This window comes from Streptomyces malaysiensis subsp. malaysiensis (assembly GCF_040653035.1).
Taxonomy (GTDB): Bacteria; Actinomycetota; Actinomycetes; order Streptomycetales; family Streptomycetaceae; genus Streptomyces; species Streptomyces malaysiensis.
Genome location: NZ_JBEZNG010000036.1, coordinates 1 through 18,398, shown reverse-complemented (window position 1 = coordinate 18,398; position 18,398 = coordinate 1). Strand labels below are relative to the sequence as shown.

1 protein-coding gene is annotated in these 18,398 nt (G+C 70.8%); it reads right to left on the bottom strand.

Features of this window, described 5'->3' with window-relative positions:
- Positions 1-44: 44 nt before the first annotated feature.
- A partial coding sequence (locus tag AB0E24_RS40735) for an SDR family NAD(P)-dependent oxidoreductase (RefSeq protein ID WP_435865380.1) occupies positions 45-18,398 on the bottom strand: 18,354 nt, incomplete at its 5' end.

Genomic DNA, 18,398 nt, shown 5'->3' with positions numbered 1-18,398 from the left:
CCGCGTGCCAGCCCCCTCGATTCCCGGTCGGACGTTCTCGCTGCTCATGACCCATCGAGTTCCTGGTCGATGATTCCGAACATGTCGTCGAGCGAGGCCGATTCGAGGTCCCGCCCAACCCTGCTCGACCGCTCCGGACGGTGCAGGTCGGCCCACATCGCAACGATGGTCTCCATCCGAGAGGACAACTGCTCGCGCAGGGTGTCGTCCTCGCCCATCGCCGAAATCATGGCGGCCACCTTGTCCAGCTCGCCGAGCCGGGCCGCGACCGGGTCGGCGGTCTCCGGCACGATCTCGGCGAGCAGATGCTCCGCCAGCGTGGCAGGTGTCGGATAGTCGAAGATCGCGGTCGCGGCCAGCCTGATTCCGGTGCTGGCACCCAGCCGGTTGCGCAGCTCCACCGCGGTCAACGAGTCGAAGCCGATTTCCTGGAAGGTCCGCGCCGGGTCGATCGCCGACCCGTCCGGATGCCGCAGCACCGCGGCGACGTGTCCGCGTACCAACTCCCGTGCGGTCTGGCTCTGTTCCGCACCCGACATCTCGGCCAGGCTCTGCCGCAGGGCCACCCCACCGTCACCGGCCTCGGCGGCCCGGCGCGGCAGGGCCGGTGCCAGCGCGCTCAGCACGGGCGGCACCGTACCGGTGGCCGCCACCGCACGAAGGTGCAACGGAGTGGCCACGAGCGTGGCTTCGCCACTCCGGCACGCGGCGTCGAACAGTTCGAGACCGCGTTCGTCGGAGAGTGGAACGGCGCCCGTGCGGGTCATACGGGCCATGTCCTGCTCCGACAGATGTGCGGTCAGGCCACTCCGCTGCTCCCACAGGCCCCATGCCACGGACACCGCGGGGAGCCCCTGGGCCCGCCGGTGCACGGCCAGCGCGTCGAGGAAGGCGTTGGCCGCGGCGTAGTTGCCCTGTCCCGCACTGCCCAGCACTCCGGTGGCGGAGGAGAACAGTACGAACGCGTCCAGGTCCAGTCGGCGGGTCAGCTCGTGCAGGTGCCACGCCGCGTTCGCCTTCGGCCGTAGGACGGCCTCCAAGCGGTCGGCGGTCATCGAGCCGATGACACCGTCGTCCACCACACCGGCGGTGTGGACGACGGCGCGCAGCGCCGGAATGGTGTCGAGCAGCGCGGTCAGCTGGGCATGATCGGCCACATCGCAGGCGGCGACGCGGATACGGGCGCCGAGCGCCTCCAGCTCGGTGGCCAGTTCCACGGCACCGGGCGCGGTGTCACCTCCGCGGCTGGCCAGCACCAGGTCACGCGCGCCATGGGTGGTCACCAGATGGCGGGCGACCAGGCCGCCGAGTGTCCCCGTCCCGCCGGTGATCAGTACGGTGCCCGTGTCCCAGGCAGGGGTTTTCCCATCCGGTACGGCCGCCTTGACCAGTCTGGGCACCAGCACCGTACCGGCCCGGATGGCCGCTTCGGGTTCCCCTGTCGCGAGCACCGCGGGCAGTACCCCAAGGTCCGAGTCGTCATGGTCGATCACGACGAGCCGGTCGGGGTTCTCCTGCTGTGCGGTGCGCAGGAGCCCCCGTACGGCGGCCGCCGCCAGATCCTCCACGTCGTCACCGGTGGATGTGACCACCGCACGGCGGGTGAGCACCACCAGGCGGGTATCGGTGTACCGCGCGTCCCCGAGCCACTCCCGCACCACTTCCAGCACTCGGCCGAGAGTGGACGAGGTGGCTTCCGGGGCCGGGCCGTCATCCGCCTCGGGCAGACATGGCAGGACCAACACATCGGGCACCTGGTCGATGGAGGCGAGGTCCCGGTGGCGTTGTGGCGACACACCGACCGCGGTCAGCGCGGCCGTGAGTCGGGGCTCGTCGTGGCCGCCCAGCAGGCCCCAGGACAGGGCCCGCGAGCCAGTGGCCCCCGTGGAGACGGGAAGCTCCGTCCAGTCCAGCCGGAACAATGCGTCGCCACGGCGGCCGCCCGCCTCAAGCAGCCGCTGCTCCGCGAGCGGGCGCATCGCCAAGGCGTCGATCGACAGCACGGGCGCCCCGATGGTGTCCGTCATCCGGATGGCCACCGCGTCCGGTCCGGCCGGGCTGAGCGTCACCCGCACGGTGGTGGCGCCCACCGCGTGCAAGGTCACCCCGCTCCAGGAGAAGGGAAGATGGGCCCGGCCCGGTTCGCTGACGAAGGCGCCAAGGCCGATGCCTTGCAGGGCCGCGTCCAGCAACGCGGGATGAACTCCGCAGCGGGCGGCGTCGCCCCTCACCAACTCGGGCAACGCGACGTCGAGGAACACCTCGCTGTCGCGGATCCAAGCCTTCCGCAGGCCCTGGAAGGCGGGTCCGTACTGATAGCCCCGCTCGGCCATCGTCATGTGCAGCTCGGCGACATCCACCGGCCGGGCATCGGCCGGTGGCCACACCGACGGATTCGCAGGCGGATCGCCATGCTCGCCCACGCACAGGGTGCCTCCGGCGTGGCGTGTCCAGTCGCCCTCACGGCGCGAGAACACCGTGAAGGGGCGGCTGCCGAGGTCATCCGGGCCGCCGACCGACACCTGGAGCTGCACGGTCTCCTGCTCGGGCAGGACGAGCGGCTCATGCAGCGTCAGCTCTTCCAGCGTGTCGCAGCCGAACCGCGCCCCCGCCTGCAACGCGAGCTCCACGAACGCGGTGCCCGGCAGAAGGACCATGCCGAGGACGGAGTGGTCCGCCAGCCATGGCTGCCCGGCCAGCGACAGCGCACCGGTCAGCACACAGCCATCCGCGTCCGGGAGAGGCACCGCCGCGCCCAGCAAGGGATGGTCAACGGCGCCCAGGCCCAGCCCGGACGCATCGCCCGTGCCCGTCGGTGGCGTCAACCAGAACCGCTCACGCTGGAACGCGTAAGTGGGCAAGTCGACTCGCCGAGCGCCGGCGCCGTCGAAGGCCCTCCACCAGTTGACCTCGACACCACGGACGCACACCTCGGCCAGTGACATCAGGAACCGCCGGACGCCTCCTTCGTCCCGGCGGAGCGAACCGGTGATCACGATGTCGGTGGCGGTGGCGTCGGCGGTGTCCTGGATGCCGACGGTCAGCACCGGATGCGGACTGGCCTCGACAAACACCGTATGACCAAGCTCCAGCAGCCCCTCAACCGCGGACCGGAACTCCACCGTCTCACGCAAATTCCGATACCAATACTCCGCATCCAACTCGACGGTATCCATCAGCCGACCGGTCACCGTCGAATAGAACGGCACCTCACCCGTACGCGGCCGGACCGACGCCAGCGCCTCAGCCAGCTCCCGCCGGATCTCCTCCACCTGCGAGGAATGCGAGGCGTAGTCCACGGGGATCCGTTTGGCCTCCGGAAACTCCGCCAGCACGGCGTCCAGCACCTCGACGGCACCCGACACCACCGTCGACACCGGACCATTCACCGCCGCCACCGACAACCTAGGACGGTCACGAAGCCGATCGGCAGACACCGGAACCGACACCATCCCGCCACGGCCCGACAGGGCTAGCAATGCCTTGCTCCGCAAGGCCACCACCCGCGCCCCATCCTCCAGGGACAACCCACCGGCCACACACGCCGCCGCGATCTCCCCCTGCGAATGCCCCACCACCGCCGACGGCACCACACCAAACGAATGCCACAACTCCGCCAACGACACCATCACCGCCCACAACACCGGCTGCACCACATCAACCCGACTGAGCGCCACCTCATCACCCAACACATCCCACAACGACCACTCCACCAACGGCGCCAACACATCCGCACACTCACCCAACCGCCCCGCAAACACCGAAGACGACTCCACCAACTCCAACGCCATCCCCACCCATTGCGACCCCTGACCCGGGAAGACAAACACCACTTCGCGCCCCGCCTCGGCGGCGCCCACGGATTGCACCGCGTCCAGCTCGCGCAGCAGTTCCGTGCGGTCCGCGCCCACGACCACCGCCCGGTGCGACAGGGCAGCGCGGGTCGCGACCAGGGACCAGCCCACGTCCACGGGGTCGAGCTGGGGGTTCTCCCGTACGAAGGAGGCCAGCCGCTGGGCCTGGGCCCGCAGCCCGGCCGCTCCCGCGCCCGACAACACCCAGGGCACCGCGGGCAACCCCGACCGGCCGGTGCCCGGCTCGCCGTTCTCGTCCGGTTCCGGGGCCTGTTCGAGGATCACATGGGCGTTGGTGCCACTCACCCCGAACGCGGACACCCCGGCCCGGCGCGGGCGGTCCCGGTCGGGCCACTCGGTCTGCTCGGTCAGCAGCTCCATGGCCCCGGCGGACCAGTCGACGTGCGGGGAGGGCTCGTCGACGTGCAGGGTGCGTGGCAGTATGCCGTTGCGCAGCGCCAGAACCATCTTGATGAGTCCGGCGGCGCCCGCGGCCGCCTGGGTGTGTCCGATGTTGGACTTCACTGAGCCCAGCAGCAGTGGCCGATCCGGATCCCGGTCCTGGCCGTAGGTGGCCAGCAGGGCCTGCGCCTCGATCGGATCACCCAGTGTCGTACCCGTACCGTGCGCCTCGACCGCGTCCACGTCTCGGGAGGCCAGCCCGGCGTTCGCCAGCGCCTGCCGGATCACCCGCTGCTGCGAGGGACCGTTCGGCGCCGTCAGGCCGTTGGACGCGCCATCCTGGTTGACGGCGGAGCCACGGATCACCGCCAACACCTGGTGGCCGTTCCGCTCGGCGTCGGAGAGCCGTTCCAGGACGAGCACTCCGGCGCCTTCGGCGAACCCGGTGCCATCAGCGGCGGCGGCGAACGACTTGCACCGCCCGTCCGGTGCGAGTCCGCGCTGGCGGGAGAATTCGACCAGCAGGTCCGGTGTCGTCATCACCGCCACGCCGCCCGCCAGCGCCAGCGTGCTCTCGCCCCTGCGCAGGGACTCACACGCCCAGTGCACGCTGACCAGCGAGGACGAGCACGCGGTGTCCACGGTGACGGCGGGGCCTTCGAGGCCGAGGGTGTAGGCCACGCGACCGGAGATCACGGAGGTGGAGTTCCCGGTGAGCAGATACCCCTCGGAGCCGTCCGGAGCGGCGGCCTGGCCCGCGCCGTACGTTGTCGAAGCGGCACCCGCGAACACCCCGGTGCGGGTGCCCTTCAGGGCGAGGGGATCGATACCGGCGCGTTCGAAGGCTTCCCAGCACGCCTCGAGCCACAGCCGTTGCTGGGGATCCGCGGCCAGCGCCTCTCGCGGGGAGATGGTGAAGAATCCCGCGTCGAAGTCCGCCGCGTTCTTCAGGAAGCCACCGGTCTTGGCGTATGTCGTGCCGGGCCGGCTCGGGTCCCGGTCGTAGAGCGCGTCGAGACTCCAGCCGCGGTCGGTGGGCAGCTCCGATATCGCGTCCGTGCCGCTCATCAGCAACGTCCACAGCGCCTCCGGGGAGTCCACCCCGGCGGGGAGCCGGCAGCTCATGCCCACGATGGCGATCCGTTCATCGGCCGGGTGCGCGACCGTCGGTGCCGGTACGGGCGCCGCCACATCGGTGGCGCCGAACAGCTCGGCGTCGAGGTGGCGGGCGAGCGCGGCCGGAGTGGGGTGGTCGAAGATCAGGGTGGCTTCCAGCCGTCGGCCGGTCGCCGTGCGCAGCCGGTTGCGCAGTTCCACTGCGGAGAGCGAGTCGAAGCCGAGTTCCTTGAATGGCCGCCGCGGTGTCACCGATTCCGGACCGCCGTGGCCGAGCACGGCCGCCGCCTCCCGGCGGACCAGGTCGAGCAGGACACCGAGGCGTTCGTCCACCGCCAGCCCGGTGAGGCCCTCGGTCACACCGTTGCCGACACCATCGGCCGGGCCTGGAAGGGCTCGGGCGAGCGGAGCGCGTACGAGGCCACGCAGGAGGGCGGGCACCGGCTCGGGGCCCGGTGCGGACGGTTCGTAACGCATCGGCACCAGCAGGGTGTCGCCGGTCGCGCGGGCGGCGTCGAAGAGGGCCAGCCCCTCGTCGGTGGACAGCGGCAGCACGCCGGACCGGGTGAGCCGGTCGGTGGTCAGATGTTCGGTCAGTCCGCTGCGCTGCTCCCAGAAGCCCCAGGCCAGCGAGGTCGCGGGCAGCCCCTGTGCCCGGCGGCGCGCGGCCAGCGCGTCGAGGAAGGCGTTGGCCGCCGCGTAGTTGCCCTGTCCTGGGCCACCGAGTACTCCGGCCGCCGAGGAGAACAACACGAACTCGGCCAGGTCCCGGTCCCGGGTCAGTTCATGCAGATGCCATGCGGCGTCCGCCTTGGGGCGCAGTACCGTCCGCAGCCGCTCCGGGGTGAGCGACCCGATCACGGCGTCGTCGAGGACACCGGCCGTGTGCACCACGCTGCGCAGATTCGGTAGCGAGGCGACGAGTGCGACGGTCGCCTCCCGGTCCGACACATCGCATGCGACCACGCGCACCCGGGCTCCGGCGGCCTCCAGCTCGGTGAGCAGCTCCGCCGCCCCCGGAGCGGTGTCACCACGGCGGCCGGCCAGCACCAGCTCCGTCACTCCGTGTTCCCGCACCAGATGGCGCGCCACCAGACCGCCCAGTGTCCCGGTGCCCCCGGTGATCAGTGCGGTGCCGCCGGAGAGCGGTCGCGGGATGGTGAGGGCCAGCTTGCCGATGTGGCGCGCCTGGGAGAGGTGGCGGAAGGCATCGCTCGCCTGGCGTACGTCCTGGACGCGCAGTGGCAGCGGGGTGAACACGCCCTGCCGGAACAGGGAGAGCAGTTCGGTGAGCAGTCGGCCGATACGGTCGGGACCGGCGTCGAGCAGTTCGAAGGCCCGGTACGACACACCGTGGCGCGCCATCACCTCCTCGGCGTCCCGGAGGTCGGTCCTGCCCATCTCGATCAGGCGTCCACCGGGACGCAGCAGCCCGAGCGACGCGTTGAGGAGTTCGCCGGTCAGCGAGTTGAGTACGACATCCACGCCGCCCGGTGCGTCCGAGCGGAGGCGGTCCGCGAACTCCGTCGAGCGGGAGGAGGCGATCCGCTGCGGGGCGACCCCGCATGCGCGTACCGCATCCCACTTGGCCGGGCTCGCGGTGGCGAACACCTCGGCGCCCAGCCAGCGCGCCACCTGCACTGCCGCCATCCCGACGCCACCGGCCGCGGCGTGCACCAGCACCGATTCGCCGCTCCGCACATCGGCCAGGTCGATCAAGGCGTACATCGCCGTGAGGAAGGCGATCGGGGTGGCGGCGGCCTGCGGGAAGGACCACCCCGCCGGGATCGGGGCCACCAGTCGGTGATCGGTGATGGCCACCGGCCCGAAGGCGCCGGAGAACAGGCCCATCACCCGGTCTCCCGGTGCCACTCCCGCTACCCCGGAGCCGATCTCCAGAACCGTCCCGGCGGCTTCGCTGCCCAGCAGACCGGCCTTGTCCGGGTACATCCCCAAAGCGAGCAGTACATCACGGAAGTTGACCCCGGCGGCGCGCACGGCCACCCGGATCTCATGCGCGGCAAGTGGCCTGGACGCCTCCGCGTGGGGCGCGAGGACCAGGTTCTCCAGAGTGCCCTGGCCGTCGGCCTCCAGCCGCCAGGTGTCCGTCTCCGCCGGTACCGGCAACGCCGACGAGGCGGCCCGTACCAGCCTGGGCACCAGCGCCTTCCCTGCTCGGATCGCCACCTGCGGCTCATCGGTGGCGAGCACCGCGGGCAAGGCGGACACCACGGATGACGCGGACGACACCGACGACACCGGCGGATCCTCGTCCGCTGTGTCCACGAGCACAAAGCGGCCGGGGTTCTCGGTCTGCGCGGTGCGGATGAGGCCCCAAACCGCGGCTGCGGCAAGGCTCTCCGGGTCTTCAGCGGGCCTGGTCGCGACCGCGCCCCGCGTCACCACGACGAGGCGGGCGTCCCCGAACCGGTCGTCCGCCAGCCACGCCTGCGCGACCTCGAGGACACGGCTGGTGAGCGCGTAGACGTCCTCCGGGTTCTCCTCGGTGGTATCCGCGGCCCCTGTGGCGTCTGTGGCCCCTGCGACGGAAGCCTCTGTGGCAGAAGCCTCTGTGGCGAAAGGCCGGAACACCACGGCCCCGTGTACGGGCTGGGGTGCCCCCGGCCCGGTCAGCTGGGCCAAGGACTCGACGACGGGGAAGGCCACTTCATCCGAGGTGTCCGAGGCGGCCAGGGCGAGCTCGGTCCAGTCCACTCGGAACAGCGAGTCGTTGTGTGCGCCGCCGAGCGCGCCCTCGGACACCGGGCGCAGCGCCAGAGAGTCCGCCGTCAGCACCGGCGCTCCCGTGCCGTCCATCGCCAGGAGCGAGATGGCGTCCGGCCCGGCGGGCGACAAGACGACCCGCAAGGTGGTGGCACCGACGGCGTGCAGGCTGACACCGGTCCAGGCGAACGGAAGGTGCGGTCGGCCCGGTTCGGTCACGAACGTGCCCAGTACGGCGCCGTGCAGTGCGGCGTCGAGCAAGGCGGGGTGGACGGCGCAACGACCCGCGTCGCTCTCGGCCGTCTCGGGCAGGACCACCTCGGCGAACACCTCGTCGCCACGCCGCCATGCGGCGCGCAGCCCCTGGAAGACGGGCCCATACGCGTAACCCCGGGTGTTCATCTCAGCGTAGACACCGGTGAGGTCGACCGGTGTGGCGTCGACCGGGGGCCATACCGTCCGATCCACGGTGGCCGTTTCACCGCCGGGGCTGACGCTGCCGGTGGCGTGCCGTACCCAGGTCCGGTCCTGGCCCGGCCTGGAGTACACCGTGACCGGCCGCCGGCCGCTGTCGTCCGGTCCGCCGACCGCCACCTGGATCTGTACGTCGCCGTGCGCGGGCAGTACGAGTGGCGCTTGCAGGGTCAGCTCATCCAGCGTACGGCAGCCCAGGTGCAGCCCGGCCTGAAGAGCCAGTTCGACGAACCCGGTACCCGGCAGCAACACCTTGTCCAGCACGGCGTGATCGCGCAGCCAAGGATGGGTGGCCGACGAGAGCGAGCCGGTCAGCACACAACCGTCGGATTCGGGCAGGGGCAACACCGCGCTCACCAAGGGGTGAGCGAGACCGGCAAGGCCCGCGCCGCCCACATCGCTCGCGCCGCGCACCGGATCCAGCCAGAACCACTCATGCTGGAACGCATAGGTCGGGAGATCGCCCCTTCGCGCCCCGGCCTCGGCGAACAGCGGCTGCCACTCAACGGGCACACCAGCGGTGAACAGTCGGCCGACGGTGCTGAGGAAGCGGACCAGGCCGCCATCGTCGCGGCGTAGCGATCCGGTGACGAGGATGTCGGTGTGGGTGGTGTCGGTGGCGTCGGCCGTGTCCTGGATGCCGATGGTCAGCACCGGATGTGGACTGGCCTCGACAAACACCGTATGGCCAAGCTCCAACAGCCCTTCGACCGCGGACCGGAACTCCACCGTCTCACGCAGATTCCGGTACCAGTACCCCGCATCCAACTCGACGGTGTCCATCAGCCGACCGGTCACCGTCGAATAGAACGGCACCTCACCCGTACGCGGCCGGACCGACGCCAACGCCTCAGCCAGCCCCTCCCGGATCTCCTCCACCTGCACCGAATGCGAGGCATAGTCCACAGGGATCCGCTTGGCCTCCGGGAACTCCTCCAACACCGCATCCAGCACCTCAACCGGCCCCGACACCACCGTCGACACCGGACCATTCACCGCCGCCACCGACAACCCCGGACGGCCACGAAGCCGATCGGCAGACACCGGAACCGACACCATCCCACCCCGGCCCGACAGAGCCAGCAACGCCTTGCTCCGCAACGCCACCACCCGCGCCCCATCCTCCAGAGAAAGACCACCCGCCACACACGCCGCCGCAATCTCACCCTGCGAATGCCCCACCACCACCGACGGCACCACACCAAACGAACGCCACAACTCCGCCAACGACACCATCACCGCCCACAACACCGGCTGCACCACATCAACCCGACTGAGCGCCACCTCATCACCCAACACATCCCACAACGACCACTCCACCAACGGCCCTAGCGCCGCCGCACACTCACCCAACCGCCCCGCAAACACCGAAGACGACTCCACCAACTCCAACGCCATCCCCACCCACTGCGACCCCTGACCAGGGAAGACAAACACCACCCCGGAATGCGTGCGGGCCTCGCCGATCGCGGCGCTGCCACCGGCCACGGCCTCCAGCTCACGGACGAGTTCATCGCGGTCCCCGCCGACCACCACCGCGCGGTGGGGCAGAGCCGCGCGGGTCGAGACCAGCGACCAACCGATATCCATCGGGCGGAGTTCCGGCCGATCGTCGACAAAGGCCATGAGGCGTGCGGCTTGTGCGCGGACACCGGCTTCGCTCGCACCCGTGACCACCCACGGCACGGCCCTCGTTTCATCGCGTTCCAGCGAGAGCTCGGGCTCGGCGGTCGGCGCGGGGGCCTGCTCCAGAATCACATGGGCGTTGGTGCCGCTCACCCCGAAGGCGGACACTCCGGCGCGGCGGGGCCGTGCGGTCTCCGGCCAATCGGTCTGCTCATCCAGGAGTCGCACCGCTCCGGCGGACCAGTCCACGTGTGGAGTGGGCTCATCGATGTGCAGAGTCTGCGGCAGCACACCATGGCCCATGGCCATGACCATCTTGATCACACCGGCGACACCGGCAGCGGCCTGAGTGTGACCGATATTCGACTTGATCGACCCCAGCAACAACGGCCGGTCCGCATCCCGACCCTGACCATACGTGGCCAACAACGCCTGCGCCTCAATCGGATCACCCAGCGTCGTACCCGTACCATGCGCCTCCACCGCATCCACATCCACCGCCGACAACCCCGCGCTCGCCAACGCCTGACGAATCACCCGCTGCTGCGACGGACCATTCGGCGCCGTCAAACCATTCGACGCACCATCCTGATTCACCGCACTACCCCGCACCACCGCCAACACCCGGTGGCCGTTCCGCTCAGCATCGGACAACCGCTCCACCACCAGCATTCCGGCGCCCTCGCCCCAGCCGGTGCCGTCCGCGCCCGCCGCGAACGCCTTGCACCGGCCATCGGCCGCCAACGCCCGCTGACGGGAGAACTCCACGAAGATGCCGGTGGTCGTCATGACGCTCGCGCCGCCCGCCAGGGCCAGTGAGCACTCGCCCGACCGCAGGGCCCGCACCGCCAGGTGTAATGCCACCAGTGACGACGAGCACGCCGTATCCACGGTCAGCGCGGGGCCTTCGAGACCGAGGACGTAGGAGATCCGGCCGGACATGACCGATGCCGAGTTGCCGGTGCCCACGCGGCCCTCGAAGTCACCCGTCTCGTCCGCCTTCAGCAACGACGCGTAGTCCTGGCCGTTCGTCCCCGTGAACACGCCGGTCTCGCTGCCCCGCAGGGTCGAGGGGTCGATCCCGGCCCGCTCCAGCGCCTCCCATGACACTTCGAGCAGCAGCCGCTGTTGCGGGTCCATCGCCACCGCTTCGCGCGGGGAGATTCCGAAGAATCCGGCGTCGAACTCACCTGCCCCGGAGACGAACGCGGCCGCTCGGGTGGAGGAGGTGCCCCGGTGGTCGGGGTCCGGGTGGAAGAGGTGCGCGGTGTCCCAGCCCCGGTTCTCGGGGAACTCGCCAATGGCGTCGGAACCGTCGGCGAGCAGGCGCCACAGGTCCTCGGGGGATGCGACGTCCCCGGGGAAGCGGCAGCTCATCCCCACGATCGCGATGGGCTCGTCGTCCACCGCGCCGGTCGCGCGGACCGGGCGGGCCGGGGCCGATCGGTCCTGGCCATCGTGCAGCAGTTCGCCACGGAGGTACCGCGCCATCGCCAGCGGGGTGGGTTGGTCGAACGTCACGGTGGCCGGCAGCCGTAGGCCGGTGGCCCGGTTGAGCCGGTTGCGCAGTTCGACCGCGGTGACCGAGTCGAAGCCGATCTCGTGGAAGGCGCGACCGGGGTCGATCGCGTCCGGGCCGGTGTGTCCGAGTACGACCGCGACATGGCGCCGTACCAGATCCAGCAACGCGCGGTTCCGGTCGGCGTCGGCCATCCCGGCGAGTCGTTCCGCGAACTCCGAGCGCTCGTGGCCCGGTTCGGCGCCCTCCTGGCCGACTCCGGCGTCGATCAGCGCACGTACCTCGGGGAGGTCGGACAGCAGCGGGCTGGGGCGGGTCGCGGTGAACGCGACATAGTGCCGGTCCCAGTCGATCTCGGCGACCGTGACGACGGTGTCATCCTGCTCGACGGCACGAGCCATGGCGGCGACCGCCATCTCCGGTGCCATCTCCGGTACGCCATGGCGGCGGGCCACTTCGCCCACACCGCCCTCGCCCATGCCGTCACCGGCCCACAGCCCCCAGGCGATGGAGGTGGCCACCAGGCCCTCGGCCCGCCGTTGCTCGGCCAACGTGTCCACGAAGACGTGGCCGGGTGCGTAGTTGCCCTGACCGGGTGCGCCGAGAGTGCCGGAAAGCGAGGAGAAGAGCACGAACGCGGACAGCTCCATGTCGCGTGTCAGTTCGTGCAGATGCACCGCGCCGTCGGTCTTCACGCGCAGCACTCGTTGCAGCTGCTCGGTGGTGAGCGAGTTCAGGGTGGCGTCGTCGAGCACCGCCGCGGTGTGCACCACGGCGGTCAGCGGGCCGACCTCGGTCAGCAATGCGGCCAGGGCGTCGCGGTCACCGACGTCGCACGCCGCCACCGTCACCCGGGCGCCGAGCGCCTCCAGCTCCCCGGCCAGCCGTTCGGCGCCGGGCGCGGCCATGCCCCGGCGGCTGGTCAGTACCACGTGTTCAGCGCCCTGGGCGGCCAGCCACCGGGCGACATGGCCGCCCAGCGCTCCGGTGCCACCGGTGACCAGTACGGTGCCACGGGGTTGCCAGGCCCCGCCGCGCTCGGGGGCCGGTGCGTGGGCCAGCCTCCGGCCGAAGAGCCCCGTCGGGCGGATCGCCACCTGATCCTCGTCCGAGGTGCCGGCCAGCACACCGACCAGGTAGTCCTGGGCATACGGGGCCACGCCCTCCGGCAGGTCGATCAAACCGCCCCAGCGCAGCGGCTGTTCCAGGGCGATCACCTTGCCGAGACCCCAGGTCAGGGCCTGCTTCCGACTGACGGCAACATCACGGTCACCATCGCCCTCGCCGTGACCATTGCCGCTGCCACTACCAGTGCCGTTCCCATTGCCGCTGCCGTTGCCTTCGTCACCGCGTCCGCCAGCGCCTCCCCCGTTGCCTCCGCCATCGCCGAGCGAGACGCCACGCTGGGTGAGGCACCACAGCGGCGCTTCCACCCCGGCGTCCCCGAGCGCCTGCGAGAGCAACAACGTCATCGCGTATCCCTGGGGGACCGAGGGATACGCGGGGTGCGGGCTTTCGTCCAACGCGGTCAGCGACACCACACCGCTGACCCTGGGGGTGTCGGCCAGCGCCGCGCCCAGCCGGGCGGCCAGCGCGGCACGGTCCAGTTCGGGCTCGCCGAGAACGACCACGAGCGGCTCGGCACCGTGACGGGTCAGCGCACCGGTCACGCCCGCGACCCACTCGTGCTCGGCCTCGGCGTGGGAGACCACGACCAGCCATGTGCCGGTCGGCGAAGTGGCGGGCGGGGTGAGCGGCTTCCACTGGATCTTGTATCGCCATGAGTCGATGGTGGAGACATCACGGCGTTCGCGCCGCCACTGGGACAGGGCGGGCAGCACTTCGCGCAGCGGCTGCCCGTCGACGCGCAGTGTCGCGGCGAGCGACTCGAGGTCCTCGCGCTCGACGGCGGCCCAGAATTCCGCGTCGATCGCGCTGGTGGGGGCCTCGGCGGTGGGGGCGTCCAGCCAGTAGCGTTCGCGCTGGAAGGCGTACGTCGGCAGCTCCACCCGGCGGGCGCCTGGGAACGCCGACAGCCAGTCGACCTCGACACCGTGTGCGTACGCCTCGGCCAAGGCGGTGCGGAAGCGCGTGAGGCCACCGTCGTCCCGGCGCAGTGAGGCCAGTACGAGGCCGCCGTGCGCGTCCGCGTCATCGAGCGTTTCGCGCAGGCCCGTGGTCAGCACCGGATGGGGGCTAATCTCGATGAAGGTGTGATGGCCGTCCTCGACCGCCGCACGGGTGACCCGCTCGAGCTCAACGGTCTCGCGCAGATTGCGATACCAGTAGTCCGCGTCCAGCTCGGCGGTGTCGATGGGCCGTCCGGTCACCGTGGAGTGGAAGGGGATCGCCGCGGTGCGCGGCTCGATCGGCGCCAGGGCCTTCAGCAGTTCGTCCCGGATGCCGTCGATCTGGGGCGAGTGGGAGGCGTAGTCCACCGGGATGCGCTTGGCCGCCGGGAACTCCGCCAGCACCGCGTCCAGCGCCTCGTCGCCGCCGGACACCACCGTCGAGGACGGGCCGTTCACCGCCGCGATGGAGACCCCGGGCCGGTCCCGCAGCCGGTCGGCAGGCACCGGAACGGACACCATTCCGCCCCGGCCCGACAAGGCGAGCAGCGCCTTGCCGCGCAGTACGACCACCCGTGCCCCGTCCGCCAGGGACAGGCCGCCCGCGACACACGCCGCCGCGATCTCACCCTGCGAGTGGCCCACCACCGCCGATGGCGCCACACCGTACGAACGCCACAGCTCGGCCAGTGACACCATCACCGCCCACAGCACCGGCTGCACCACATCGACACGGGCCAGCGCTCGCTCATCCGCCAACACGTCCGGCAGCGACCACTCCACCAGCGGAGCCAGCGCTTCGGCGCACTCGCCCATCCGCCGCGCGAACACGGGCGCGGACTCCAGCAGTTCCAGCGCCATCCCGGCCCACTGCGACCCCTGACCGGGGAAGACGAACACCACCTTGCGTCCCGGTTCGGCCGCGTCCAGGGCCTCCACCACGCCCGGTGCGGATTCGTCCTGTGCCAGGGCCGTCAGCCCGGCCAAAAGTTCGGCGTGGTCGCCGCCGAGCACCACCGCACGGTGTTCCAGCACCGCGCGGCTGGTCAGCAGCGAGAAACCGATGTCCGCCACACTCCGGTCCGGGTGGCTCGCCACGTATGCGCGCAGTCGTTCCGCCTGTGCGCACAGGGCGCGCCGGTCGCGACCCGAGAGGATCCAGGGCACCACGGCACCGGGCCCGGCCGCTCGGGGCCGCACGCCATCGGACTGCGCGTCATCGGACTTCGCATCGCCGGGCTCGGCGTCGTCGGGTCGCTCCGCTGTCGTCGGCAGCGGGGCCTGCTCAAGGATCAGGTGCGCGTTCGTTCCGCTGATGCCGAACGACGACACACCGGCCCGGCGGGGCCGCCCGGCCTCCGGCCACTCCGTGTGCTCACCCAGGAGTCGCACCGCGCCGGTGGACCAGTCCACGTGTGGAGTGGGCTCATCGATATGCAGACTCTGCGGCAGCACGCCATGGCCCATGGCCATGACCATCTTGATCACACCGGCGACACCGGCGGCAGCCTGAGTGTGACCGATATTCGACTTGATCGACCCCAGCAACAACGGCCGGTCCGCATCCCGACCCTGACCATACGTGGCCAACAACGCCTGCGCCTCGATCGGATCACCCAGTGTCGTACCCGTACCATGCGCCTCCACCGCATCCACATCCACCGCCGACAACCCCGCACTCGCCAGCGCCTGACGAATCACCCGCTGCTGCGACGGACCATTCGGCGCCGTCAAACCATTCGACGCACCATCCTGATTCACCGCACTGCCTCGCACCACCGCCAGGACGGGGTGTCCATTGCGCCGTGCGTCCGAGAGCCGTTCGACCAGCAGCATGCCGATGCCTTCGGCGAAGCCGGTGCCGTCCGCCGCTCCCGCGAACGCCTTGCACTTGCCGTCCGACGCGAGCCCACGCTGACGGGAGAACTCCACGAAGACGGTGGGGGTGGACATCACCGTCACGCCACCGGCCAGCGCGAGCGAGCACTCGCCAAGGCGCAGCGCCTGTATGGCGAGGTGCAGGGCCACCAGCGACGACGAGCAGGCCGTGTCCACGGTGACCGCCGGGCCCTCGAGCCCGAAGGTGTACGCCACGCGGCCCGAGGCGACGCCGGCCGCCGCGCCCGTGCCCAGATAGCCCTCGACACCGTCCGGTGTGGTCGTCAGGCGGGTGAGGTAGTCGTGGTGCATCACCCCGGTGAACACGCCGATCCGCTCGCCCTTGACGGAGGTGGCGGGGATGCCCGCACGCTCGAACGCCTCCCATGAGGTTTCCAGCAGCAGCCGCTGCTGCGGGTCCATGGCGGCGGCCTCGCGCGGCGAGATCCCGAAGAAGGCGGCGTCGAACTCGGTCGCGTCGTAGACGAATCCACCGCTGCGGGCGTACGACCTACCGGGGCGGTCCGGATCCGGGTCGTAGAGACCGTCCAGGTCCCATCCTCGGTCGGTGGGCAAGGGGGATATCGCGTCGCCGCCCGAGCGCACCAGGTCCCACAGCGCTTCCGGTGAGGTGATCCCGCCGGGGTAGCGGCAGCTCATCCCGACGATGACGATGGGATCGTCGGCGACGAGGGCGGCTCCGGCAGGTGTCGCGGCGGCGGCGCCGATGTCCTTCCCGAGGACTTCGGCGAGCAGGTGATCGGCGAGCGCTCGCGGTGTCGGATAGTCGAACACGGCGGTGGCTGGCAGCCGTACGCCGGTTGCCGCGCTGATCCGGTTGCGCAGTTCCACCGCGGTCAGCGAGTCGAAGCCGATCTCCTGGAAGGTCCGCGAGGTGTCTACCGACTCCGCGGAGGCATGGCGCAGCACCGCCGCGATGTGATTGCGCACGAGTTCGCGTACGACCTGGTCCCACTCGGAACGGTCCACGGCGGTCAGCCGGTGTTCGAGCGCGGAGGCCGATCCGGAGGCGTCGGCGGCCTCGGCCGCACGCCGGATCCGCGGCCGGACCAGGTCGCGCAGGACGGCGGGCGGGTTGTCCGCGTCCGACCATGCCCGGTGGTGCAGCGGTGCGGCCAGGACCATGGCCTCGTCTGCGGCGAGTGCCGCGTCGAACAGATCCAGTGCCTGGGAGGTGGGCATCGGCACCGCGTGGGCACGCGCCAGATCGTCGGCCGACAGGTGCTTGGTCAGTTCGCTGCGTTCTTCCCAGAAGCCCCACGCGATCGACACCGCGGGCAGCCCCCGCGCCCGCCGATGAGCCGCCAGCGCGTCCAGGAAGCCGTTCGCCGCCGCATAACTGCTCTGGCCCGCGTTGCCCAAAACACCCGCGGCCGACGAGAAGAACACCAGCGCCGACAGGTCCATCCCGGCCGTCAGCTCATGCAGATTCCACGCAGCGTCCACCTTCGCCCGCAACACCGGCTCAACCCGCTCACGCGTCAACGACGTCAGCAACCCGTCATCCAGCACACCCGCCGCATGCACCACACCACTCAGCGCAAAACCCTCCGGCAACCCCGACAACACCCCGGCCAGAGCCTCACGATCCGCGGCATCACACGCCGCGATCACCACCTCAGCACCCGCCCCCTCCAACTCCGCCCGCAACTCCGCCGCACCCTCAGTCTCCCCCGCACGACGCGACAACAACACCAGCCTGCTCACCCCATGCCGCACCACCAGATGCCGCGACACCACACCACCCAACACACCCGTACCACCCGTCACCAACACCGCACCCGAACCAAACCCACCCGACACCTCACCCGACACCCGCACCCGACCCAGACGCGGCACCCGCACCACACCCGAACGCACCACCACCTGCTCCTCACCCAGAGCCAGCACCCCGGGCAGAACACCACCGACACCCTCCACATCATCGGTATCCACCAGCACCAGACGCCCCGGATTCTCCGACTGCGCGGACCGCACCAAACCCCACACCGCCGCCCCGGCCACATCCTCCACACCACCACCCGCATCAACAGCACCCCGCGTCACCACCACCAACCGCTCACCCGCCAGATCCTCATCCGCCACCCACGCCCGCACCCGCTCCAACACCCCAAGCACATGCCCATACGCCTCACCCACCACATCCGCACCCTCGGAGACCACTCGCACCACCTCAGTCCGCGACGCCACCTCACCCCCGGCCGCCACAGCCCCAGACGCGTCCACCCACTCCACTCGATGGAGGGCATCAGTCCTGCTCCCCCGCGTGTCGTTCAGCTGTTGGGCGGAGACCGGGCGCAGGGCCAGTGAGCGCGCCGACAGGACCGGCGCGCCGGTGGTGTCGGTGGCCCGGAGGGCGATCGCGTCGCGGCCGGCCGGGGACAGCGTGACGCGCAGGACCGTCGCACCGACCGCGTTCAGCGTGACGCCAGTCCAGGAGAACGGCACATAAGCCTGGTCGTCGTCGGTTACGAAGTCGCCGAATCGCACCCCGTGCAGCGCGGCGTCGAGGAGAGCGGGATGGATCGCACAACGCGCCGCATCGCCCCCCGCCTCCGCCGGTACCGCCACCTCGACGAAGACCTCGTCCCCCCGACGCCACGCATCCCGCAGCCCCTGGAACACCGGCCCATACGCATACCCCCGCTCCGCCAACCCCTCATAAACCCCCTCCACCCCAACCCGCACCGCACCCACCGGCGGCCACACCTCCAC